Source organism: Kribbella sp. NBC_01245 (genome assembly GCF_036226525.1).
Classification (GTDB): domain Bacteria; phylum Actinomycetota; class Actinomycetes; order Propionibacteriales; family Kribbellaceae; genus Kribbella.
Window position 1 is genome coordinate 1,267,481 of record NZ_CP108487.1, and the last position, 21,402, is coordinate 1,288,882.

Here is a 21,402-nt window from a genome sequence, read left to right on the forward strand (position 1 = left end):
ATGGCCCGGCGTGCCGTGCTCGGGTCGGCTGGGTGGTGCCGTCCTCGGGATGGCCGGGCGGGTGCCGTGCTCGGGTTGGCTGGGTCGTGCCGTGCTCGGGAATGGACGGGCGATGCCATGTTCGGATGGCGGGTCCTTCATCGTGCCCGGCTGCTGGGTTGATCCCGTGCCCAACTGGCGCCTTCCCGAGTGGACTGGACGTTTTCCGGCCCCAAAAACGTCCAGTCCACTCGGGAAGCGCGCGGCCGTCGCTGCCCGCGCCGAGTCGCCAGATTTGGGGCCGATCACCGTCTTTGTGACCTGGTCGGACGTCTTTTCGGGCGTGAAACGTCCAGCCAGCTCACAAAGATCGACCCGCAGGCATTCGCGGGCGCTTTCGCGCCCACAAACCGGCGGTTATCCCCTCATCTCCTGGGTTCCAGTGCCAAATAGCCGGCCCGGAACCCGGAATCTCAGACGTTAACCCTCCAAATCGGGAGCGCCACTCCAATCTGGGAGAAGCGCCGTCCATATCGGGAAGCTCCCGTCCCATTCCGAGGGTCGACCCTCGGAATAGGGAGTCGACCCGGCAAGTTTGGCGAGTCCACCCCCCATTCCGAGGGTCGACCCTCGGAATAGGACGACCGTCGGGTGGCGTCGGCGGGAGCAGTGGGGTTTGGGAGTGGCTGGCCATTCGCGAGGTGGGTTACCACCCCGGAATCCGAGGTGGGAACCCGCCCGCACGGTGGCTATCCCTCGCCAGGCGGGCGCATCTGCGACAACCCGCCAGCCGAGAACGGCACCACTCGGCCATCCGTGAACGGCATGACCCAGCTATTCGCGAACGGCACCAGTCGGCTATTCGCGAACGGCATCAGCGGGCCATTCTCGAACGGCACCGCTCGCCATCCGGGTACGGCCTCACCTGGCCATTCGTGAATGGCACCTGGCGGGCAATCGTGAATGGGGAGGCGCGAGGCAAACGGGCAGACCTCACCCGTCCCCCTGATAGCCCGCTGCCTTTGGTGGACCCGGGACGGGTCAAGGGCGCGTCAGCGTCACCGTCAGGTGATGAAACCCTTGACGCGGCCCGGGTCACCTGACAATTCGCAAGAACTCAGGGGGACGGGTGCCACCAAAAGACCCGCGGCCAAAACTCCATACCGGGCAGGCGTTTAGCGTTGATTCGTCCGAATCCGCCCGCCTACGTTCGCTTCCACTCTGACCCGCCGCATAAATGGGCGAGCGGATGCAGACGAATCAACGCATGGACACGGGCGCAGACGCCAAGGGGCAGGCGGTCGTCCACGCGAGGGCAGGGTGGGTCGTCCACGCAAGGGCAGGTGGGCGTCGGCGGGAAGGTGGCGGCGAGCGGGGAGCGGCGAGTGGCGGGCATGGAGGGTCGGGGGTGGCGTCTGGGGCAGGGGGCGGCTCGGGTGGGTTCGACAATGTCGAACGGGGTGGATTGTGGGTGGGGGGAATGGGTCTTAGGTTTCACGCAGCCGTGGTCTCACGGCCCTCAGGACGTGACTGTGCACAAGTAGGCACGTGGAAGGGAGACCAAGTTCATGGCAACTACCGAAGCGGTCAAGGCGAAGACACTGCTGGGGGAGTGTTCCGCTGAACTCGCGGGTACGTTCATCCTGATCCTGTTCGGCTGTGGTGTGGTCGCACAGGTCGTCGCCGGAGGTATCGGCGACCACGATTCGATCGCCTGGGCCTGGGGCCTGGGCGTCACGCTCGGCATCTACACGGCCGGGCGGATGACCGGCGCACACCTGAACCCGGCGGTGACGATCGCTCTGGCGGCGTTCCGCGGGTTCTCCTGGAAGAAGGTGCTGCCGTACTCGGTGGCGCAGTTCCTCGGAGCGTTCCTGGCGGCGCTCGTGGTTCGCTGGAACTACACCGAGGCGCTGAACAAGTTCGACCCGGGGCTGACCATCAAGAGCCAGGGCGTCTTCTCCACCCTGCCGGGTAACGGCAGCACGGAGCTCGGCGTCGAGATGTGGGGCGGCTTCCGGGACCAGATCATCGGTACGGCGATCCTGATGTTCCTCATCCTGGCGATCGTCGACATGCGTAACACCTCGCCGGCCGCGAACCTGGCGCCGCTCATCGTCGGCCTGGTGGTCGTCGGGATCGGGATGGCGTGGGGTACGAACGCCGGCTACGCGATCAACCCGGCTCGCGACTTCGGCCCGCGGTTGGCGTCGTTCTTCACCGGGTACGGGGGAGCCTTCAAGGATCAATTCGGGGATCTCTACTTCTGGGTGCCGATCGTGGCACCGATCCTCGGCGCACTTGTCGGTGCCTTCCTGTACGACTTGCTGGTGGGGCGGAACCTGCCGATCGCCGACGAGGAAGAAGAGCCCGGCCGGATCCCCGAGGACAGCGCGGCATGACCACCGGTACTTCAGAAAGGACCATCACAAATGGCTGACTTCGTCGGCGCCGTCGACCAGGGCACCACCAGCACCCGGTTCATGATCTTCGACCACTCCGGTAACGAGGTGGGCAAGCACCAGCTGGAGCACAAGCAGATCCTGCCGCAGGCCGGGTGGGTCGAGCACAACCCGGTCGAGATCTGGGAGCGCACCAGCTCGGTCATCCGCACCACGCTGAATGCGGGCGGTCTGCATGCGAGCGACCTGGCGGCGCTCGGTATCACCAACCAGCGCGAGACGGCCGTGGTCTGGAACCGCAAGACCGGCCGGCCGTACTACAACGCCATCGTCTGGCAGGACACCCGCACCGACCGGATCGCGTCCGCCCTGGAGCGTGAGGGCAAGGGGGACATCATCCGCCAGAAGGCCGGCCTGCCTCCGGCGACGTACTTCTCGGCCGGCAAGATCCAGTGGATCCTCGAGAACGTCGAGGGTGTGCGCGAGGCCGCGGAGGCCGGTGACGCCATCTTCGGCAACACCGACACCTGGCTGCTCTGGAACCTCACGGGTGGTACGGACGGCGGCTCGCACGTCACCGACGTGACGAACGCCAGCCGGACCATGCTGATGAACCTCGAGACGCTGGACTGGGATGACGAGCTCATCTCGTTCTTCAACATCCCGCGCCAGATGCTGCCGGAGATCCGCCCGTCGTCGGACCCGAACACCTACGGCGAGACGCTGACCAGCGGCCCGCTCGGTGGTCAGGTGCCGCTGACCGGTGACCTCGGCGACCAGCAGGCCGCCACGGTGGGACAGGTCTGCTTCGCTCCCGGCGAGGCGAAGAACACGTACGGCACGGGTAACTTCATGTTGCTCAACACCGGCACCGAGCTGGTCCGCTCGAAGGCGGGCCTGCTCACCACGATGGCCTACAAGTTCGGGGACGAGGCGCCGGTCTACGCGCTGGAGGGCTCGATCGCGGTCACCGGTTCGGCCGTGCAGTGGCTGCGCGATCAGCTCGGCATCATCTCGGGCGCGAGCGAGACCGAGACGCTGGCCCGCCAGGTCGCGGACAACGGTGGCGTCTACTTCGTGCCCGCGTTCTCCGGCCTCTTCGCGCCGTACTGGCGCTCGGATGCCCGCGGCGCGATCGTCGGGCTGTCGCGCTTCAACACCAACGCTCACCTGGCGCGCGCCACCCTGGAAGCGATCTGTTACCAGAGCAAGGACGTCGCCGACGCGATGGAGAAGGACTCCGGTGTCAAGCTGGAGGTGCTCAAGGTCGACGGTGGTGTCACGGCGAACGAGCTGTGCATGCAGATGCAGGCCGACATCCTCGGCGTATCGGTGAGCAAGCCGGTCGTCGCGGAGACCACGGCTCTCGGCGCGGCGTATGCGGCGGGTCTGGGCGTCGGTTTCTGGAACAGTACGGATGAGCTCCGGCAGAACTGGAACGAGGCCAAGCGCTGGGAGCCGGAGTGGAACGATGAGCAGCGTGACAAGGGCTATGCGGGATGGCAGAAGGCCGTCCAGCGCACCCTTGATTGGGTAGACGTCGAGTAGCCGCCCTCACCCGACGATCAGACGAGTAGCGAGTTCGGAAAGGAACATCACAGTGGGCGCAGTGGCTCTGTCACCACAAGCACGTGCGGAGGCCATCGACGCGATGGCGGATGGCCGCGAGTTGGACGTCCTGGTCATCGGCGGGGGAGTGGTCGGCACGGGCTCGGCCCTCGACGCCGCGACCCGGGGTCTGACCACCGGTCTGCTGGAGGCGCGCGATTTCGCGAGTGGTACCTCCAGCCGGTCCAGCAAGCTGGTGCACGGCGGGCTGCGTTACCTGGAGATGCTCGATTTCCGGCTGGTGCACGAGGCGTTGCAGGAGCGCGGTCTGCTGCTGCAACGCCTCGCACCGCACCTGGTCAAACCGGTGCCGTTCCTCTACCCGTTGCAGCACCGGTGGTGGGAGCGGTTCTACGCCGGCGCCGGTGTCGCGCTGTACGACGCGATGGCGGTCAGCTCCGGCCTCGGCGCGGGCCTGCCGATCCACAAACACCTGACCCGGCGCGGCGCGATGCGGCTGGCGCCGAGCCTGAAGAAGTCGGCCCTCGTCGGCGCCTTGCAGTACTACGACGCCCAGGTCGACGACGCCCGCCACACGATGGAGCTCGCCCGCACCGCCGCGTCGTACGGCGCTCACGTGGCCAACCGGGTGAAGGTCACCGGGTTCCTGCGCCAGGGCGAGCGCGTGACCGGGGTGAAGGCGAAGGACCTGGAGACCGGGCGCGAGTTCGAGGTCCGCGCGAAGCAGATCGTGAACGCGACCGGCGTCTGGACCGATGACACGCAGGCGATGGTCGGCGAGCGCGGGCAGTACCACGTGCGCGCCAGCAAGGGCATCCACTTGGTCGTGCCGAAGGACCGGATCCAGTCCAACACCGGCATGATCCTGCGCACCGAGAAGTCCGTGCTGTTCATCATCCCGTGGGGCCGGCACTGGCTGATCGGCACCACTGACACCGACTGGGATCTGGACAAGGCCCACCCGGCCGCGACCAGCAAGGACATCGACTACCTGCTCGACCACGTCAACGCCGTGCTGAACACCCCGCTGACCCGTGAGGACGTCGAGGGCGTGTACGCCGGACTGCGGCCGCTGCTGGCGGGAGAGTCGGAGAGTACGTCGAAGTTGTCCCGCGAACACGTCGTCGCGCACACCGCGCCGGGTCTCGTCGTAGTTGCCGGCGGCAAGTACACGACGTACCGGGTGATGGCCAAGGACGCGATCGACGCCGTCGCGAACGCACTCGACGGACGCGTCCCGAAGTGCACCACCAAGAACATCCCGCTGGTCGGCGCCGACGGGTATCACGCCAAGTGGAACCAGCGAAAGCTGATCGCCGAGCAGTCCGGCCTGCACGTGGCCCGGATCGAGCACCTGCTCAACCGGTACGGCTCGCTGATCGACGAAGTGCTCGCGCTGGTCGCGAAGGACCCGTCACTGGGGGAGCAGCTGCCCGGCACGCAGGACTACCTCAAGGCCGAGGTGGTGTACGGCGCGACCAACGAAGGCGCCCGCCACCTGGACGACGTACTCGCCCGGCGGACCCGGATCTCGATCGAGGCCTGGGACCGTGGCGTCGAGGCGGCCGAGGCGGCGGCACGGTTGATGGCGCCGGTGCTCGGCTGGACCGAGGCCGAGATCGAGCGGGAGATCGCGTACTACCTGCGCCGCGTCGAGTCCGAGCGCGCCTCGCAGGACCAGCCCGACGACGAGTCGGCCGACAAGGTCCGCCTCGAAGCCCCGGACATCGTCTCGCCGGCCTGACCTTTTTGAAGGGCCCCGTGTTGGGGCCCTTCAAACGCGTCCGATCACCGGCACGAGCTCGAGGCCGGCCTCGGTGAGGGCGTACGCGTAGCGGGTCGGCCGGTCCTGGTAGGCCTCGCGCCGCACGATGCCGCCTTCGACCAAGGTGTTGAACTCACCCTCGTACGGTGGGTCTTAAGCCAGGGAAGGGGAACGGCATGTATCACCGGTTCGTGGCGGGTCGGGTTCGGAAGGCGTTCGCGGAGATCAGCGCGGGCAATTGGCAGGCGATGGTGGATCACCGACCGCGAATCCGCGGCCGTATGACCCCTCTTCTTGCGTTCATCGGTCCAAAACTGCCCTCTCGGCACAGCGGACCTGTACAGGTTCAGCTGCGGGAGAGGGCAGTTTCGGACCGATGAACGCAAGAAGAGGTCAGGAGACGGTGACCCAGTAGTCGGCGCCGTCGTCGGTGTAGTGGTAGACGCCGGCCTTGTCGATCTTGATGGCGCCGAGGTTGTCGTCGGCGTCGGGCCAGTCGCCTTCCATCAGCGTCAGCACGTCGCCGGCGTTGAAGGTGACGCCGGTGATGTCCTTGCTGTCGCCCTTGGTCATCTGGGTCGGTCCCCAGATCGTGTTGCCCCCGGCAACCAAATAGGCGTCGTCGGCGCCGTTGATGTCCTCCTGGGTGACACAGGTGATGTGCGTCACGCTGAGCGCCGCGGCGGGGCTGTCACTTGCGGCTTCGGCCACAAGCGGTCCGAGGCAGACGGCGGCCGTGCCGAGGGCGGACGTGATGATGAGACTGCGTACTGCGGACATTGCTTCCTCCCGAGAATTCGTCAGTGGGCAGGTCCGAGACGCTAGGCAGCGGATATCTCACCCGGCCGTCGGCTGAATCACGGAAAAACCTCTTCGGGCAGCGCCGAAAAGGCTTGGCGAATCACCGCCGGATGTGTGTCGATTTGGTTGCGTCAGGCCCCTATCTGAAACGAATCCGGGTCGGAACGCGATACAACCCGTAAGCAGGAGGTGGGGCATGACGGCGGAGACCGCGCGGCGGCTCGTACTGCTCCTCGGCCTGCTCGAATGCCCGAGTGGTGGCGAGCAAGAGGACGACGCTCTGCTCGAGTCGTGGTTCGGCCCAACCAGCCCCTTCTGCCAGGACGGCTAAGGCAGGCGGGCCGCCCGGAAGGTGACGGCCCGCCTAGACAGCTATCCGAACATCCCGACCTTGTAGTCGCCGGCCGGCTGCTGAACCATGACGTTCAGCCGGTTGAAAGTGTTGATGACCGCGATGAGGGATACCAAGGCGACGAGCTGTTCCTCGTCGTAGTGCTTGGCGGCGTTGTCCCACGCCTCGTCCGTGACACCGCCGGCCGCGTCGGCGATGCGGGTGCCCTGCTCCGCCAGCTCCAGCGCGGCACGCTCGGCATCGGTGAACACCGTCGCCTCCCGCCAGGCCGCGACCAGGTTGAGGCGAACCGACGTCTCGCCGGCATGCGCGGCTTCCTTCGTGTGCATATCGGTGCAGAAGCCGCAGCCGTTGATCTGACTGGCGCGGAGCCTCACCAGCTCCTGCGTCGCGGCCGGCAGCGACGATTCCCCGACCACCTTGTCCGCGGCGACGATGTGCTTGAAGATCTTGGCCGCCTGCTGGCTGCCGAACAGATTCAAACGCGCATCCATGAGGTGCACTCCTTTGCCCTTGTTGGTTACACCCCTTAGGACAAAGAGACCCCGGCAAATCGTGACACGAACCCAATGTGACCCGGGACACTAATTCCGGATCCACCCGAAAGTGCGTTGTACGGCGGCCTGCCAGTTCGCGTATTCGCTGGCCCGGCGATCGGCGTCCATATGCGGAATCCATTGACCCGCGCGATGCCAGTTACTCCGCAGCCCTTCCAGATCGGGCCAATAGCCAACCGCCAAACCAGCGGCATAAGCGGCACCGAGTGAGACCGTCTCCGACACCATCGGCCGCACCACCGGCACGTCGAGCAAATCCGCGAGGAATTGCATCAGCAGGTTGTTAGCCGTCATCCCGCCATCGACCTTGAGCGAGGTCAACGCGATCCCCGAGTCGGCGTTCATCGCCTCGACCACCTCGAGCGTCTGGAACCCGGTCGCCTCCAGCACGGCCCGGGCCAAATGACCTTTGGTGATGTACGACGTGAGCCCGGCGATCACACCACGCGCCTCACTCCGCCAATGCGGCGCGAACAACCCGGAGAACGCCGGCACGATATACGCCCCACCGTTGTCCTGGACCGTCCGCGCAAGCGTCTCGATCTCCGCCGCGGTATGGATCAACCCGAGCCCATCCCGGAACCACTGCACCAGCGACCCGGTGACGGCCATCGAACCCTCCAGCGCGTACGCCGCCGGCTCGGAGCCGATCTGGTAAGCGACCGTGGTGAGCATCCCGTGCGTCGACCGGACGATCTCCTTGCCGGTATGCAAAAGCAGGAACGACCCGGTGCCATACGTGCACTTCGCCTCACCCGGGCTGAAGCACGTCTGCCCGAACAGCGCCGCCTGCTGATCCCCGAGCGCGGCCCCGATGCGCACGCCCGGCAGCACCTCGGTCGCCGTACCGAAAACGCCGGATGACGGGCGGATCTCCGGCAACACCGCGCGCGGTACGGCGAAGGCGTCGAGCAGTACGTCGTCCCACTCGAGCGTCTCGATGTTCATCAGCATCGTGCGACTGGCGTTGGTGACATCCGTGACGTGTAGTCCGCCCGACGGCCCGCCGGTGAGGTTCCAGATCAGCCAGCTCTCCATCGTGCCGAACAGCACCTCGCCGCGTTCGGCCCGTTCCCGCAGGCCCGGGGTGTGGTCGAGCATCCAGCGCAACCGGGGCGCCGAGAAGTACGTCGTGAGCGGCAACCCGCATCGGTCCGCGAACCGGTCCGCGCCGCCGTCCTCGGCCAATGCGGCGACGAGGCGATCCGTACGGGTGTCCTGCCAGACGACGGCATGACCGATCGGCTGACCGGTACGGCGATCCCACAGCAGGCTGGTCTCGCGCTGGTTGGTGATACCGATCGCGACGATCTGCTCGGGGGTCGCGCCGATCTGCCGGATCGCGGCAGGCACCACCCGGGTGACGTTGCGCCAGATCTCGGCCGCGTCGTGCTCGACCCAACCCGGCTTCGGGAAGTACTGCCGATGCTCGCGTTGTGCCACCGAGACGAGCCGCCCGCGCCGGTCGAAGAGGATGCACCGGGTCGAGGTGGTGCCCTGGTCGACGGCAACGACGTACTGCTCGGCCATCAGGGCACCGCCTGTACGTCACGGCCGATGGCCTCGGCGGCGGAGCGGACCATCGTGACCAGGTCCGGGAGGAACCGGCCGCGGCTGTCGCAGATCCGCTCGATCCGGCCGGTCAGTCCGACCGAACCGACGACCAGGCCACCCAATCCGCGAATCGGCGCCGCGATCCCAGCCAGCTCCACCGTGTGCTCCTCGAACTCCCTGGCCCAGCCCGCCGACCGCACAGACGCCAGCTCCGCAGCCAGGGCGACTGGCTCGACGATCGTGCGAGTGGTGTAGGCCTCCAGCTTGCGGGGACGAGCCGCGCCCGTGGTGTCGTACGCCAGCACGGCCTTGCCGAGGGCACACGCGTGCGCCGGCAGCGTCGTACCGACGTCGAGGTCCTGGTCGCTGTCGTCGGGCCGGAAGACGTGGTGCACGACGGTGACCTTGCCCGAGACGAGCCGGCCCACCCGGACCACCTCGCCACTGCGGGAGGCCAGTGAGTCGGCCCAGTTGATCGCGCGGCCGCGGAGCTCGTTCACGTCGAGATAGCTGTCGCCGAGCCGGGCGAGCGCCGTACTCAACTGGTAGCGGGCGCCCGCGTGGTCCTGGGTGACGAAACCGACCTGCTCGAGCGTTCGGACGATGCCGTGCACGGTCGCCTTGGCCAGGCCGAGGGCGTTACCGAGCTCGACCACGCCGAGGCCTTCCGGCGCGACGGCGAGCAACCGCAGCACTGCGGCCGCCCGCTCGATCGATTGCACGCTGCCCGGCATGTCGGCAGGCTACCCGCGCTCAGGCTTTAACGGAGCGGTTTACTCAGTGCCAATCGCTTCCAGTACGTCGAGCCGGGCCGCGCGCCGGGCCGGCCAGGCCGCCGCGAGCACTCCGACGATGGCGGCGACGACAACCGAACCGAGGATCTGCAGCAGTGGAACGTCCCGGACAGCCATGCCGTCGTCGGACATCACGGTCTGCATACCCGTTCCGAAGAAGACGCCGATCCCGGCACCGAGCAGCGCGCCCAGCAAGGCGATCGTGACCGACTCGATCTGCACCATCCGGCGCAGCTGGCCGCGGTCCATGCCGATCGAGCGCAGCAGCCCGATCTCGCGTGTCCGCTCCACCACGCTGAGCGCCAAGGTGTTCACGATGCCGAGCACCGCGATCAGGATGGCCATTGCGAGCAGCATCAGCATGATGTTGCGCATTAAGTCGATCGGCCCGCGCTCGGCCTCGGCGTACGCCGCCTGGTCCCGGACCTGCACACTCGGATAGTCCGCGAGCGCTTTGGCCAACGGTTGCTGGACCTGCTCGATCGTGACGCCTTCGTCCAGGTCGACGTACAGCACCGAGTCCGTGCCACCGCCGCCGACCTTGCCGAAGGTGTCGAGCGAAACGATCACGCCGTTCAGCTGACGGTTGGCCGCGATCACGGCCGCGACCTTGAGGTTGTGGCGACCGCTCTCGGTCACCAGCGTGAACGTCTCGCCCGCCTTCAGCCCGAACTGCCGCGCGATCGGCCGGACGATGACGGCCGCACGCCTCGACAGCCCGTCCAACGAGCCTTGTTCGACCTTGGTGATCACCGGGCCGTCGAACACCGAACGGTCGGCGCCGGTGACCTGGACCTGCTGGCCTTCGAGCTGCCCGGCCATCGCCCGGACACGGCTGACCCGGGCCACGCCGTCGACCTCGGCGACCAGCCCGGCCACCTTGCCGCTGATCGGCTCGCCCTCGTCACCGGAGACCAGGACGTCGGACGTGCCGATCGCCTGGCGTACTCCGTGATCGACCGAGGCCTCTGCCGACGCCGCGAGCACGCCCAGACCGCTGATCAGGGACAGCGAGATCATCAGCGCGGACGCCGTCGCGGCCGTACGGCGCGGGTTGCGGCGGGCATTCCGGGCGCCGAGCAGCGCGGGCGTGCTGCGGCCGAACGGCAACGTCAGCACCTGTACGGCGTACTGGCCGATCAGTGGTCCGGCCATCACCACACCCGCCACGGCCGTCGCGGCACCGAGACCCATCAGCACCGCGGCAGGCAGTCCGCGCGCCGCGATGGTGGTGACGTACGCCGATAGGCCCATCGCGATCAGCAGCAGGCCAATGATGAGCCGGGCGCGGGCCGACTTGGCCGGCAGTGTGATGTCCTGGCGCATCGCGGCGACGGGTGGCATCTTGCCGGCCCGGCGAGCGGCAGGCCAGGCGGCGGCGCAGGTGACGCCGATGCCGACGACGTAACTGGTGACAATCGTCCCGGCCCCGATCTGCAGGGATCCGGTCGGGACGTCCAGGTCGAGCTGGCTGAACGCGGCCTGCAGCAACGCGGCCACACCGGCGCCGAAGAGCAGGCCGAGCGTCGCGCCGGCTGTTCCGATCACGAGCGCCTCGACCAGAACGGTCCAGGTGACCTGCCGCCGCGAGGCGCCGACCGCCCGCAGCAGGGCCAGTTCGCGGGAGCGCTGCGCGACCAGCATCGAGAACGTGTTGACGATCAGGAAGGTGCTGACGAACAAGGCGACCGCGGCGAACAATAGCAACACCGCGCTCAAGCCGCCGAAGGCCCGATTCAGCACGGTCTCGCTGTCCTGGGTGACCTGGGCGCCGGTTTTGACGTGTACGCCGGGGCCGCCGAGCTCGCGGATCTGCTGCATCACGGCGGCCTGGTCCTGGCCGGGTTTCAGCGCGATGCCGATCGACGTCCAGCCGGGCTCGCCGAGTAGCAGCAACTGCGCGGTGGCGGAGTCGAACGCGATCAGCGGTGCGCCTGCGGCTAGACCGGCCGTACCGGGCGTGATCGTGCCGGTAATGCGCGCGGTGATCGTGCCGGTCGGCGTGACCACCCGGACCTCGTCGCCCACCTCGAACCCGGTTCGCTTGGCGGTCCTGCCGTCGAGCGCGATCTGCTTCGGCCCCCACGGCGGTGTGCCGCCGGTCAGCTGGAACGTCGCGGTCTCGGTATAACGCGGCCAACTCGCGCCGAACGTCGGTACGCCGTACGTGTCGACCGGCTTGCCCGCTTTGTCGAGCAGTTGGACGCCGCCGAGGAGCAGGGCCGGGTCCGTCGCGGCGACACCGGGCAGGGCGTCGATCCGGGTGGCCAGGTCGGCGTTCAGCGTCGGCGGCCGGGCGTTGCTGCCGCCGAGATTCACGTCCGTACCGCCGAGGCCCGATACCGGGGTGACGACGATATCCGCGGTCGCGGCGGCGAAGTTGCGCTTGATCGCGGTGGAGAAGGTGTCGGCGAAGATCAGCGAGCCGGCCACGAAGGCGACTCCGAGTACGACCGAGACCAGGCTCAGCAGAAAGCGCAGCCGGTGACTGAGCACCGTGCGCAGACCCAGCTTGAGCATCAGTCGAGCTGCTTCATCATGTCGAGCACCGCGTCCGCGGTGGGATCGAGCAGCTCCGAGCGCAGCCGTCCGTCGGCCAGGAACAGCACCCGGTCGGCGTACGACGCGGCAGTCGGATCGTGCGTCACCATCACCACGGTCTGGCCGAACTCGCGCACCGACTGGTGCAGGAAGCCGAGGATGTCGGCCGACGAGCGCGAGTCGAGATTGCCGGTCGGCTCGTCCGCGAACACCACCTCCGGACGCGAGACCAGCGCCCGCGCACAAGCCACCCGCTGCTGCTGGCCGCCGGACAACTCGGTCGGGCGATGCGTCAACCGGTTCTCCAGGTTGAGCGTACTGACGACGGTGTCGAGCCACTCCTGATCGGGTTTGCGGCCGGCCAGGTCGAGCGGCAGGGTGATGTTCTCCAGCGCGGTCAGCGTCGGCACCAGGTTGAACGCCTGGAAGACGAACCCGATCTTGTCGCGGCGCAGGTGCGTGAGGGTCTTGTCGTCGAGCCCGGTCACGTCCACGTCGCCGATGAGGACCCGGCCGGTCGTTGGGCGGTCCAGTCCGGCGAGGCAATGCAACAACGTCGACTTACCCGAACCGGACGGGCCCATGATCGCGGTGAACCGGCCCCGGCCGAACTCGACCGTCAACTCGGCCAACGCGTCGATCCGGGTATCGCCACTGCCGTAACTTTTGCCGACGGCCTCGGTCCGAACCGCATGCCCCTGCCCGACAAGATCAACCGTGCTCATGCGCGAACGCTATCCGGCCGCCGGTCCTCCTCAGCTCGACCGGGGTGGTGTGTAGCGTGCGGGCGTGCGAATTCTTGTGGTCGGTGGCACCGGCTTCCTCGGTAGGCAACTCGTTGCATCGGCTTTGGGTCATGAGGTCGTCGGCACGTACTTCAGCGGCGCCGCTCGTGATGGCTGGTATCAGCTGGACCTTTGCGACCGGGCTGCCGTCGACGAGGTGGTGGCCGCCGTACGGCCGGACGTGGTGATCAACGCGGCCTATAGCTCGTCCGACTGGAAGACCACGGCGGATGGCGCTGCGTATGTCGCGTTGGCGGCCGTTCGGTACGGCGCTCGCCTGGTGCACGTGTCGACTGACGCGTTGTTCTCGGGGAAGGACGTCGTTTATGACGAGACGGCGGTGCCGGATCCGATCAGCCCGTACGGCGCTGCGAAGGCGGCCGCCGAGACCGCCGTACGCGCCATCGATCCGGGCGCGGTGGTCGCGCGTACGTCGCTGATCATGGGCGCGGGTTCGGAGACCGAACAGCTCGTCCGGCAGTTGGTGGCCGGTGGCGACGGCGTGCTCTTCACGGACGACTTCCGTTGCGTGGTCTCGGTGGACGACCTCGCCTCGGCACTGCTCGAACTGGCCGAGTCCGACCGCTCGGGCATCCACCACCTCGGCGGCGCCGAACCCATCGACCGCTACAGCCTGGGCCAGCTGATCGCCCGCCACCTCGGCCTCGACCCGTCGGCCATCCGCCCCGGCACCCGCGCCGCCTCCGGCATCCCGGGCCCCCTCGACGTACGCCTCGACAGCACCAAGACCCAGTCCTTCCTGAAGACCCGCCTCCGGGGTGCCACCGCCTTCCTACCCCCGGCCTAGCGCCTCGGCGATCATCCGGTGGCCCTGCTGCTCGAACGACTCGTCGCGCACCTGGTACGCCCACACGGCCGTCCCGATCGCCTCGCGAGTCGGCACCAGCTGGGCCGTCGGCGTGGGCCACGACTCCACCTGCTCGCGCAACCGCCGAGCGATGCGTCACGAGCAGCTTGGCGTCTTCGTCGCCCTGAACGAAGACAGGCGCGCGGCCCCGCGTCGTCCACGGCTCGAGCCACTCGCGATGCGCACGCAACTCCCGCGCCAGGTGGTGATCGCTCTCATCGCCCGCCTTGGCGATGTACCGAGCGCCGTCGTCCCGCAATTCGAGCACGGTGGTCCCGACCAGCCCCCAACTATGGTCCTTGACCACCCCGGCCCAGGCAGCCAGTCGTCCAACAACGCCCGCTGCCGCTCGCTGAGTTGCTCAACCCCCAAAGTCATCGGCCAATGATGCCTCAGCCCGCTGCCAGGTCGGCAGACAGTTGGGCGTGCAGCCGGGCGGGGTCCAGACCGTGCGCTGTCAGGATTTCGGCAGCCGGATTGCTCGCGCCGATGCTCCATCCCAGCTGGGCCAGGTTCTTGCGGCCGCGTCGGCCCAGGCCGGTGCCGAATGGGTCAGCCGCATCTTGCAGCACGCCGTACAGCAGGCACTCCGGACCCACGTCGCGCCACCGCCGGCTGTCCGCGTACTCGGCCGCGAGGGCCAAGGCCCGTTTGGCGAAGAACGGCTTCCCGCACAGCGGGTTGCGGCGTCGACCACCACCACGCCACCACGGCCGTCGAGTGGCTCGCCAGACCGCCTCACCGAAGGCGTCGGGGCCGAAATGCGGCCGTCAGTTGACGTTCGACCTGGCCGATGTCGATCCCCACCGTGCGCAGCGTCGCGGCATCGTCGTCGCGCGACTGTGGGATGCGCCCGTCGGCCGTGAGTCGCACGAGATCGATCCGCGCGGCCGCGAGATCCAGGCCGTGCTCGTGGAGAAACCGCTGGGCCGGTCCGGCGTCATCACCCAGCAGGCCGAGCAGGACATGCTCGTCGCCCAGGTAGCCGTGGCCCAAGTCCTCGGCCTCATCCAGCGCGGCGGCCATCACACGCCGCGCCGGTGGGGTGAGCCGGTCCATCATCGACCCGGCCGGCTCCGGAATCGCAGGGCGTGCTTGTAGTGCACCGCCTGCTTGGTCACACCCAGCCGGCGGGCGATATCCCGCCAGGACCAGCCCTGCGCCCGGGCGTTGTCGACTTGCAGCATCTCGAGCACCTCGACCAGACCACGCAGCGCGACCACCGCGGCCAAGCCGGTCTCCGGATCCGGGCTTGTCGCCGCCTCGACCATCTGCCTCGCCTCATCAAGCTCGACGCCCACACCGTCAAGCTAGATTGACGCCCGGTGAATCGTCAAGGCTCTTTGACGACCCGTCAGACTCAAGGGGTTGACTCCGTAGTTGGGTCCAGGGTTGACGATGGGGGCATGCGAACCAGTGAGCTGGCCGGCCAGGCCGGGGTGAACACCGAAACCCTGCGCTACTACGAGCGCCGTGGACTGCTGGCCCAGCCGCCCCGGACACCGGGCGGGTACCGCGACTATCCGGCCGCGACGGTGGAGTTGTTGCGGTTCATCAAACGGGCGCAGGAGCTCGGTTTCACGTTGGGCGAGGTCGAGGAACTCTTGCACCTGGAGGGCGGTGGCCCGGATAGCTGCGATACGGCCCGGGCGCTCGCTGAGCACCGCCGAGCCGATCTGGCGGCGCGGATCCGGGACCTGCAGCGCATGCACGACACGCTCGCCGATCTGGTCGCGACCTGCGACCTGCCCCGCGCCGACCGCAGCTGCGCACTGCTGGAAGCGATCGAGCACCGTCCGGAGGCGACCCATGAAGCTTGAAGTTCTCCACGTCCCGGACTGCCCGAACCTGTCACCGATGCTGGAGCGGCTCGCCGCCGTCACCAACTTGCCGGTCACCACCCGCGTCATCGACAACGACGCCGAGGCCGTGCAATTCGGCATGGCAGGCTCACCGACGCTGCTGATCAATGGGGTCGACCCGTTCACCATGCCCGGTCAGGGCGAGTGCGGGGTGTCGTGCCGTTTGTACCGCGACGAAGGCGGCCGGGTCGTTTCCGCGCCATCAGTCAAGCAGTTGCGTGAGGCGATCACCGCCGCCGGGGAGCACCAGCCCTCGACGCCTGGAGAGGTACTGAGCGCCTGGCGGACCCGCGCCTTGCCGTTGGACCCGGTCGAGCGGGCAGCACACCAGGCAATCCTGCGCGCCTTCGCCGCCACCGGTCGCCCAGCCGCGGACTTCGACCTTGATCCGGTCACTGCCGGCAGCGGTCGCAGCCAAACCGAGGTACTGAACGCACTACATGAGGTCGACGCAATCCGGCTGGCCCCCGATGGTCAGATCGCGGTCGCCTACCCGTTCTCCGCCACACCGACCAGGCACCGGGTCCGGATCGGGGACCAGGTCGACGTCTACGCGATGTGCGCGATAGACGCACTCGGCATTGCTCCCATGCTGTGTCACGACACCCTGATCGAGTCCGCCGACGTGACCACTGGTCAGCCGATCACCGTCACCACGATCGGCGGCCACACGAGCTGGGAACCCGCCGGAGCGGTGGTGTTCATCGGCGCCGACGCTACCGGCGGTCCCTCGGCGGACTGCTGCTGCGACTACCTCAACTTCTTCACTGACCGAGACGCAGCCGAGGCCTGGACCAGCGCTCACCCGCACGTCCCAGGCACGATCCTCGACCAGACCGACGCCCAAGACCTCGGCGCCCGGCTATTCGGACACCTACTCAACGCCACCGACACGAGGCCTTGACCTCGGACCCCAGTACAAGGTCAAGCATCGAAACACAGCGATCCGCACGCAGCGACATCCGGAGGCAGCCGTGACCGATTCCCCTTCCCACACAGTGAAATCCAGCCTCGAGCGCAGTTGGCGCCAGATCGGTCCAGTTGGCACGGCGTCACGGCTCGCGCTGGGTGGCTACCTCGTCTGGACCCTGGTCGATTCACCTTTTCCCCAGGGAGTCTCACCGTGGTCGATCGGCCTGGGTGTTCTCGTATTGCCGGCCTTGTTCACCGGCTGGCAGTGGCTGCGGGCTCGTCGCCGCCCGGCGCCACTGGCAGCGACCGGGCCGCTGGCCACCGCGATCAACTTCGCCGGATTCCTCGCGCTCTATTTCACGCCGGTCTATGCGCCGCCACTTGCCTGGACCCAGGACGCCGCCGTCCTGTTCTACGGAGTGGCGATGCTGCTCGCCGCGATCCGCGGCTACGCCGGCTGCGAAGTGCTGGCCATCTCAAACTGGCTGCTGCGCCGCGACGACCACATCGGCTGCCTCGTCTTCTCCCCGATCGACCAGCTCGAACGCCGATGGATGCCCGCCGCCGCTCTCGCCCAGCCGCGATCGTGCTGGAAAAGACGATAAAGACGCGGGCGTTAGCCGTCGACGCCGATTAGGTCGACGTTGGCGGACTCTTGGGCCACCTCTTCGACCGAGCGGTTGGGCAAGGGCGGGGGAGTGCCGCCCCAAGCGGGGCAGAGGGCTTTGTGGTCGCACCAGTCGCAGAGCGGGCCTTTGCTCGGACGCCAGTCGCCGGATTCCAAGGCGCGGGTGATGGCCTCCCAAAGGGCGCCGACCTTGCGCTCGCAGGCGAGGAGGTCAGCCTCGTCGGGCACGTACCGCACGATCTCGCCGTTGCCGAGGTAGACGAGTTGGAGCATCGCCGGTACGACGCCGCGCAGGCGCCAGAGCACGAGCGCGTAGAACTTCATCTGGAACAGCGCCTTGGCCTCGAAGAACTCCGAGGGCGAACGGCCGGTCTTGTAGTCGACGACGCGGATCTCGCCGGTCGGCGCCACGTCCAGCCGGTCGACGTACCCGCGCAGGGTGAGACCTGAAGCCAGCTCGGCCTCGACGTACAGCTCGCGCTCGGCGGGCTCGAGCAGATTCGGATCCTCGAGGGTGAAGTACTTCCCGAGGAGTTGGTGGGCGCCGGCCAGCCAACCGGCCAGCTCCTCGCCGCTGGCGTCGTCGGCGAACAACTGGGCGGTCTCGGGCTCGGCCTCGAGCAACTGCTGCCATTGCGGCTCGACCATCTCGATCGCGTGCTCCAGCGTGCGCTCGCCGCGCGGCAGGTCGTACAGCCGCTCGAGCACGGCATGCACGACCGTGCCGCGGACGGCGGCGGAGGACGGCTTCTCCGGCAGTCGGTCGACCACCCGGAAGCGGTATTTGAGCGGGCAGCTCATGAAGTCCGCCGCGCGCGACGGGGACAACGCCCCCCGCGGGTGGCCGTGCTCATCAACAGCTGCTGTGACGCTCATGCCGCAAGGCTAGGGGAGGCCACCGACAGTTCTGGATCCGACACCGGCGAGCGCTGCCAGCGAACTCCCAGCAAACCCACAGCCGGGTCACCGACGGCTTTCGGTGAACTATCGGGTCGACGCTCAAAGATTGGTGACAAGCCAATACAAAGGAGCGGAGTAATGACCCACGAACACGACCGCGGTCTGGTCTACGACCTCGGCACGTTGATGCAGCGCCGCAACGCACTCCGCCTTTTCGCGGGCGCCGGCCTCGCCGCCCTGGTCGGCTGCTCGGCCGACGAGACCGCCGGATCCACCCCGAGCACCACCGCGACCACATCCAGCCCCAGCGCGTCGTCGACGACGACTGCGAGCTGCGAGGAGATCCCGCAGGAGACGGCCGGTCCCTATCCGGGCGACGGCTCGAACGGCCCGAACGTGCTGACCGAGTCGGGCATCGTCCGCAGCGACATCACCAAGAGCTTTGGCAGTGCCTCCGGTGTGGCCAGTGGTGTGCCTCTAACCGTCGAGTTGACCCTGCAAGACGCAGGCGCCTCTTGTGGACCTCTAGCCGGTGCAGCCGTCTACCTGTGGCACTGCGACGCCGAAGGCCGGTACTCGCTCTACTCCAACGGCGTACAGAACGAGAACTACCTGCGCGGCGTACAAGCTGCAGACGCCAACGGCAAAGTCACGTTCACCACGGTCTTCCCAGGGGCGTACGCCGGTAGGTGGCCGCACATCCACTTCGAGGTCTACGCGAGCCTCAACGAAGCCACTGCCGCCGGGAAGATCAGTGCCACCTCACAGCTCGCATTCCCGGAAGAGCCGTGTCTGGCGGTCTATGCCTCCGATGGGTACGACGGCAGCTCGCAGAACATGGAACGGACCAGCCTGTCGGACGACAACGTGTTCGGCGAGGACGACGGCGCACGGCAGTTGGCGACCGTCACCGGCAGCGTTCAGCAGGGTTATGTCGCGCGTCTGACCGTTCCGGTGTAGCCGCACGGTAGGTTTGCACCGATGTCCGAGTCGCGTGAGCCTTCCCCACCCCAGCCGCAGCCCAGTCAGCCGTCCGCCACGCCGCCCGGCACCTGGGTTCTCGGCCGTGTGCAGGGCATTCGCCTGACGATGCGGGTGACCTGGCTGCCGATCGCCGTGCTGCTCGCGGTCGGGTTCTCCTCGATCATCGGTCAGCAGTTCCCGTACCTCGGCTCCTGGCGGTATGTCGCCGCCTTCGCGTTCGTGGTCGCGTTCACCGTGTCGATCCTGATCCACGAGCTGGCGCACGCGCTGGTCGCGCTGCGGTTCAAGATCCCGGTGACGGAGATCAACCTCGGCTTCTTCGCGGCCGGCACGCATATCGAGGGCGAGCGCAAGTCGCCGTTCGAGGAGTTCGCGATCTCCGTGGTCGGGCCGGTGGCGTCGCTACTGGTCGGCGGGCTGTCGCTGCTCGGCGCCCGCTCGATGGACGAAGGGGTCGCCGAGGTCGCGCTGTACGAGCTGGCCATCGCGAACCTGATCGTCGGCGTCACCAACCTGCTGCCCGGTCTGCCGCTGGACGGGGGCTGGGTGCTGCGCGCGATCGTCTGGAAGGCCACCGGCAACATGCACACCGGCACGGTCGTCGCGGCCTGGGCCGGCCGGGGCCTCGCCATCGTCGTGCTCGCGCTGCCGGTGCTGGCCGAGGTGCTGTTCGACCGGACACCTGGCATCTTCGACTTCGTGATCGCCGGCGCCGTCGCGTTCTTCCTCTGGATGGGGTCGAGCCAATCGTTGCTGCAGGCCCGTTTACGCCGCCGCCTGCCCACTCTTCAGGTCCGTAGCCTCGCCCGCCGCGCGGTCGCCGTTCACTCCGGTACGCCGATATCGGAGGCCATTCGTCTAGCGGGCGTGGCGCAGGCGGGCGCGGTGGTGGTGATCGACGGCGAGGGCAAACCGCATGCCCTGGTCAACGAACAGGCCGTCGCCTCGATCGCGCCGGGTCGGTTGCCCTGGACGACGGTCAGCGAAGTGGCCACCCGGATCGGCGCCGGCCACATCCTCGGCATCAACGACACCGGCGAGGAGATCCTCGCTTCGCTGCGCACCAATCCCGCCTCCGAGTACCTGGTGCTCGACCAGAACGGGGACGTGTACGGCGTGCTGGCGACCGCCGATGTGGAGCGGGCCTTCCGCAACCAATAGGCTTCGCGGTCTATGTCCGAATCACAGACTCATCCCTTTCCCGACGCCGCGTTCTCCGGGGTGCACCACGGCCCCCTGCAGCCGGGCGAGTGGATCACGCTTTCCGACACCAAGGGCCGCCGCCACTCGGTCAAACTCGAGCGCGGCAAGATCTTCCACACCACCAAGGGCGGGATCAGCCATGACGAGCTGATCGACGGCCCGGACGCGGTCGTGGTGCGCTCGGTCGGCGGTGTGGAGTACCTGGCGTTGCGCCCGCTGATGGCGGACTACTCGGTGTCGATGCCCCGCGGTGCGGCCGTCATCTACCCCAAGGACACGGCCCAGATCGTCACCATGGCCGATATCCACCCGGGCGCGAAGGTGGTCGAGGCGGGTGCCGGTTCGGGAGCGCTGACCTGCGCGTTGCTGCGCGCGGTCGGTACGACGGGCTCGGTGACGTCGTTCGAGCGGCGGGAGGATTTCGCCGCGGTCGCGCGCAAAAACGTGACCGACTTCTTCGGTGGCGAGCACCCGGCCTGGACGTTGCGCACCGAGGACCTGCTCGACGGCACGGACCTTACTGGTGTGGACCGGATCGTGCTGGACATGCTGGCGCCCTGGGAGTGCGTGGACCTGGTCTCGGACGCGCTCGTCCCTGGCGGCGTGATCTGCGCATATGTTGCCACCACCACTCAGTTGAGCCGTACGGTCGAGACGCTCCGGGCCCACGGCGGCTTCACCGAGCCCCGCGCCTGGGAGTCGCTGGTCCGGGACTGGCACGTCGAGGGTCTGGCCGTCCGGCCGGGCCACCGGATGCAGGGTCACACCGCCTTCCTGGTCACCGCACGGCGGATGGCACCGGGGTTCGTGGCGCCGCGGAAGAAGTCCCGGCCGGCGCCCGGCGCGTACGGCGAGGACTATTCCGGGCCCCGTAGGTCCGATAACCCAACCGTTACCTCCAATGGGGTACCCGAAGCAAGCGAATCATCCGCAACCGACACGTGAT

At 67.8% G+C, this 21,402-nt stretch carries 23 protein-coding genes; 11 read left to right on the forward strand and 12 right to left on the reverse strand.

The features are described 5' to 3' along the window. The first annotated feature begins 1,547 nt into the window (after window positions 1–1,547). From OG394_RS05360 to OG394_RS05370, 3 genes are read left to right on the forward strand one after another with little or no spacing between them, the layout of a single operon-like run. Window positions 1,548–2,381, forward strand: coding sequence for an MIP/aquaporin family protein (locus tag OG394_RS05360; protein WP_328993771.1), 834 nt, complete (start codon window positions 1,548–1,550; stop codon window positions 2,379–2,381). 30 nt (window positions 2,382–2,411) lie between these two features. Continuing rightward, entirely contained in the window at window positions 2,412–3,929 is a 1,518-nt protein-coding gene (gene glpK / locus OG394_RS05365; RefSeq protein ID WP_328993772.1) for a glycerol kinase GlpK, read from the forward strand. A 52-nt stretch (window positions 3,930–3,981) separates the two neighbouring features. Further along, on the forward strand, window positions 3,982–5,694 hold the full coding sequence (locus tag OG394_RS05370; protein WP_328993773.1) for a glycerol-3-phosphate dehydrogenase/oxidase: 1,713 nt from the start codon (window positions 3,982–3,984) through the stop codon (window positions 5,692–5,694). 30 nt (window positions 5,695–5,724) lie between these two features. On the opposite strand, the gene OG394_RS05375 is transcribed toward OG394_RS05370, so the two are convergent. Both OG394_RS05375 and OG394_RS05380 read right to left on the reverse strand, forming a co-directional pair. Continuing rightward, window positions 5,725–5,838 carry a winged helix-turn-helix transcriptional regulator gene (locus OG394_RS05375; protein ID WP_328993775.1) on the reverse strand — a complete coding sequence of 38 codons (114 nt, stop codon included), beginning with the start codon at window positions 5,836–5,838 and terminating at the stop codon, window positions 5,725–5,727. A 270-nt stretch (window positions 5,839–6,108) separates the two neighbouring features. Further along, window positions 6,109–6,495, reverse strand: a complete 387-nt coding sequence (locus OG394_RS05380; RefSeq protein WP_328993776.1) for a hypothetical protein — start codon at window positions 6,493–6,495, stop codon at window positions 6,109–6,111. 217 nt (window positions 6,496–6,712) lie between these two features. On the opposite strand from OG394_RS05380, the gene OG394_RS05385 reads away from it, so the two are divergent. Further along, window positions 6,713–6,847: a hypothetical protein gene (locus OG394_RS05385; protein WP_328993777.1), complete on the forward strand. Its 135-nt coding sequence runs from the start codon at window positions 6,713–6,715 to the stop codon at window positions 6,845–6,847. 41 nt (window positions 6,848–6,888) lie between these two features. On the opposite strand, the gene OG394_RS05390 is transcribed toward OG394_RS05385, so the two are convergent. From OG394_RS05390 to OG394_RS05410, 5 genes are all read right to left on the reverse strand, one after another. After that, a complete protein-coding gene (locus OG394_RS05390) occupies window positions 6,889–7,362 on the reverse strand; it encodes a carboxymuconolactone decarboxylase family protein (protein ID WP_328993778.1) in 474 nt (157 codons plus the stop codon). 90 nt (window positions 7,363–7,452) lie between these two features. Then, entirely contained in the window at window positions 7,453–8,955 is a 1,503-nt protein-coding gene (gene glpK, locus OG394_RS05395) for a glycerol kinase GlpK (protein WP_328993779.1), read from the reverse strand. Continuing rightward, window positions 8,955–9,713 (reverse strand): IclR family transcriptional regulator, encoded by a 759-nt coding sequence (locus OG394_RS05400; RefSeq protein WP_328993780.1) that lies wholly within the window; start codon window positions 9,711–9,713, stop codon window positions 8,955–8,957. The genes glpK (OG394_RS05395) and OG394_RS05400 overlap by 1 nt, the downstream gene beginning before the upstream one ends. A gap of 39 nt (window positions 9,714–9,752) precedes the next feature. Continuing rightward, complete coding sequence (locus OG394_RS05405; RefSeq protein WP_328993781.1) at window positions 9,753–12,293, reverse strand: ABC transporter permease; 2,541 nt, start codon at window positions 12,291–12,293, stop codon at window positions 9,753–9,755. Continuing rightward, the gene (locus tag OG394_RS05410) at window positions 12,293–13,039 is read right to left on the reverse strand and encodes an ABC transporter ATP-binding protein (protein ID WP_328993782.1); all 747 of its coding nucleotides are present in this window, start codon (window positions 13,037–13,039) and stop codon (window positions 12,293–12,295) included. The genes OG394_RS05405 and OG394_RS05410 overlap by 1 nt, the downstream gene beginning before the upstream one ends. A gap of 64 nt (window positions 13,040–13,103) precedes the next feature. Here OG394_RS05410 and OG394_RS05415 point away from each other — a divergent pair, with 64 nt between their 5' ends. Then, complete coding sequence (locus OG394_RS05415; protein WP_328993783.1) at window positions 13,104–13,907, forward strand: SDR family oxidoreductase; 804 nt, start codon at window positions 13,104–13,106, stop codon at window positions 13,905–13,907. Here the strand turns inward: OG394_RS05415 and OG394_RS05420 are convergent. From OG394_RS05420 to OG394_RS05435, 4 genes are all read right to left on the reverse strand, one after another. Then, on the reverse strand, window positions 13,893–14,048 hold the full coding sequence (locus OG394_RS05420) for a hypothetical protein (protein ID WP_328993785.1): 156 nt from the start codon (window positions 14,046–14,048) through the stop codon (window positions 13,893–13,895). The genes OG394_RS05415 and OG394_RS05420 overlap by 15 nt on opposite strands. Window positions 14,049–14,359: 311 nt before the next feature. Continuing rightward, a complete protein-coding gene (locus OG394_RS05425; RefSeq protein WP_328993787.1) occupies window positions 14,360–14,566 on the reverse strand; it encodes a hypothetical protein in 207 nt (68 codons plus the stop codon). 139 nt (window positions 14,567–14,705) lie between these two features. Further along, window positions 14,706–15,029, reverse strand: a complete 324-nt coding sequence (locus tag OG394_RS05430; protein ID WP_328993788.1) for a Clp protease N-terminal domain-containing protein — start codon at window positions 15,027–15,029, stop codon at window positions 14,706–14,708. Next, a complete protein-coding gene (locus tag OG394_RS05435; protein WP_442914271.1) occupies window positions 15,026–15,268 on the reverse strand; it encodes an RNA polymerase subunit sigma-70 in 243 nt (80 codons plus the stop codon). The genes OG394_RS05430 and OG394_RS05435 overlap by 4 nt, the downstream gene beginning before the upstream one ends. Before the next feature lie 105 nt (window positions 15,269–15,373). On the opposite strand from OG394_RS05435, the gene OG394_RS05440 reads away from it, so the two are divergent. From OG394_RS05440 to OG394_RS05450, 3 genes are all read left to right on the forward strand, one after another. Beyond that, window positions 15,374–15,787 (forward strand): MerR family transcriptional regulator, encoded by a 414-nt coding sequence (locus OG394_RS05440; RefSeq protein ID WP_328993789.1) that lies wholly within the window; start codon window positions 15,374–15,376, stop codon window positions 15,785–15,787. Then, window positions 15,777–16,733 carry an alkylmercury lyase family protein gene (locus tag OG394_RS05445; protein ID WP_328993790.1) on the forward strand — a complete coding sequence of 319 codons (957 nt, stop codon included), beginning with the start codon at window positions 15,777–15,779 and terminating at the stop codon, window positions 16,731–16,733. The genes OG394_RS05440 and OG394_RS05445 overlap by 11 nt, the downstream gene beginning before the upstream one ends. A 70-nt stretch (window positions 16,734–16,803) precedes the next feature. After that, window positions 16,804–17,346: a hypothetical protein gene (locus tag OG394_RS05450; RefSeq protein ID WP_328993791.1), complete on the forward strand. Its 543-nt coding sequence runs from the start codon at window positions 16,804–16,806 to the stop codon at window positions 17,344–17,346. 11 nt (window positions 17,347–17,357) lie between these two features. Here the strand turns inward: OG394_RS05450 and OG394_RS05455 are convergent, their stop codons facing one another. Continuing rightward, window positions 17,358–18,245 carry a RecB family exonuclease gene (locus OG394_RS05455; RefSeq protein WP_328993792.1) on the reverse strand — a complete coding sequence of 296 codons (888 nt, stop codon included), beginning with the start codon at window positions 18,243–18,245 and terminating at the stop codon, window positions 17,358–17,360. A gap of 162 nt (window positions 18,246–18,407) precedes the next feature. On the opposite strand from OG394_RS05455, the gene OG394_RS05460 reads away from it, so the two are divergent. The 3 genes from OG394_RS05460 to OG394_RS05470 are packed head-to-tail and all read left to right on the forward strand — an operon-like array spanning window position 18,408 to window position 21,401. Then, window positions 18,408–19,229 carry an intradiol ring-cleavage dioxygenase gene (locus tag OG394_RS05460; protein WP_328993793.1) on the forward strand — a complete coding sequence of 274 codons (822 nt, stop codon included), beginning with the start codon at window positions 18,408–18,410 and terminating at the stop codon, window positions 19,227–19,229. Between the two features lie 21 nt (window positions 19,230–19,250). After that, window positions 19,251–20,414, forward strand: coding sequence for a site-2 protease family protein (locus OG394_RS05465; RefSeq protein WP_328993794.1), 1,164 nt, complete (start codon window positions 19,251–19,253; stop codon window positions 20,412–20,414). Between the two features lie 12 nt (window positions 20,415–20,426). Then, the gene (locus OG394_RS05470; RefSeq protein WP_328993796.1) at window positions 20,427–21,401 is read left to right on the forward strand and encodes a tRNA (adenine-N1)-methyltransferase; all 975 of its coding nucleotides are present in this window, start codon (window positions 20,427–20,429) and stop codon (window positions 21,399–21,401) included. Window position 21,402: the final 1 nt, after the last annotated feature.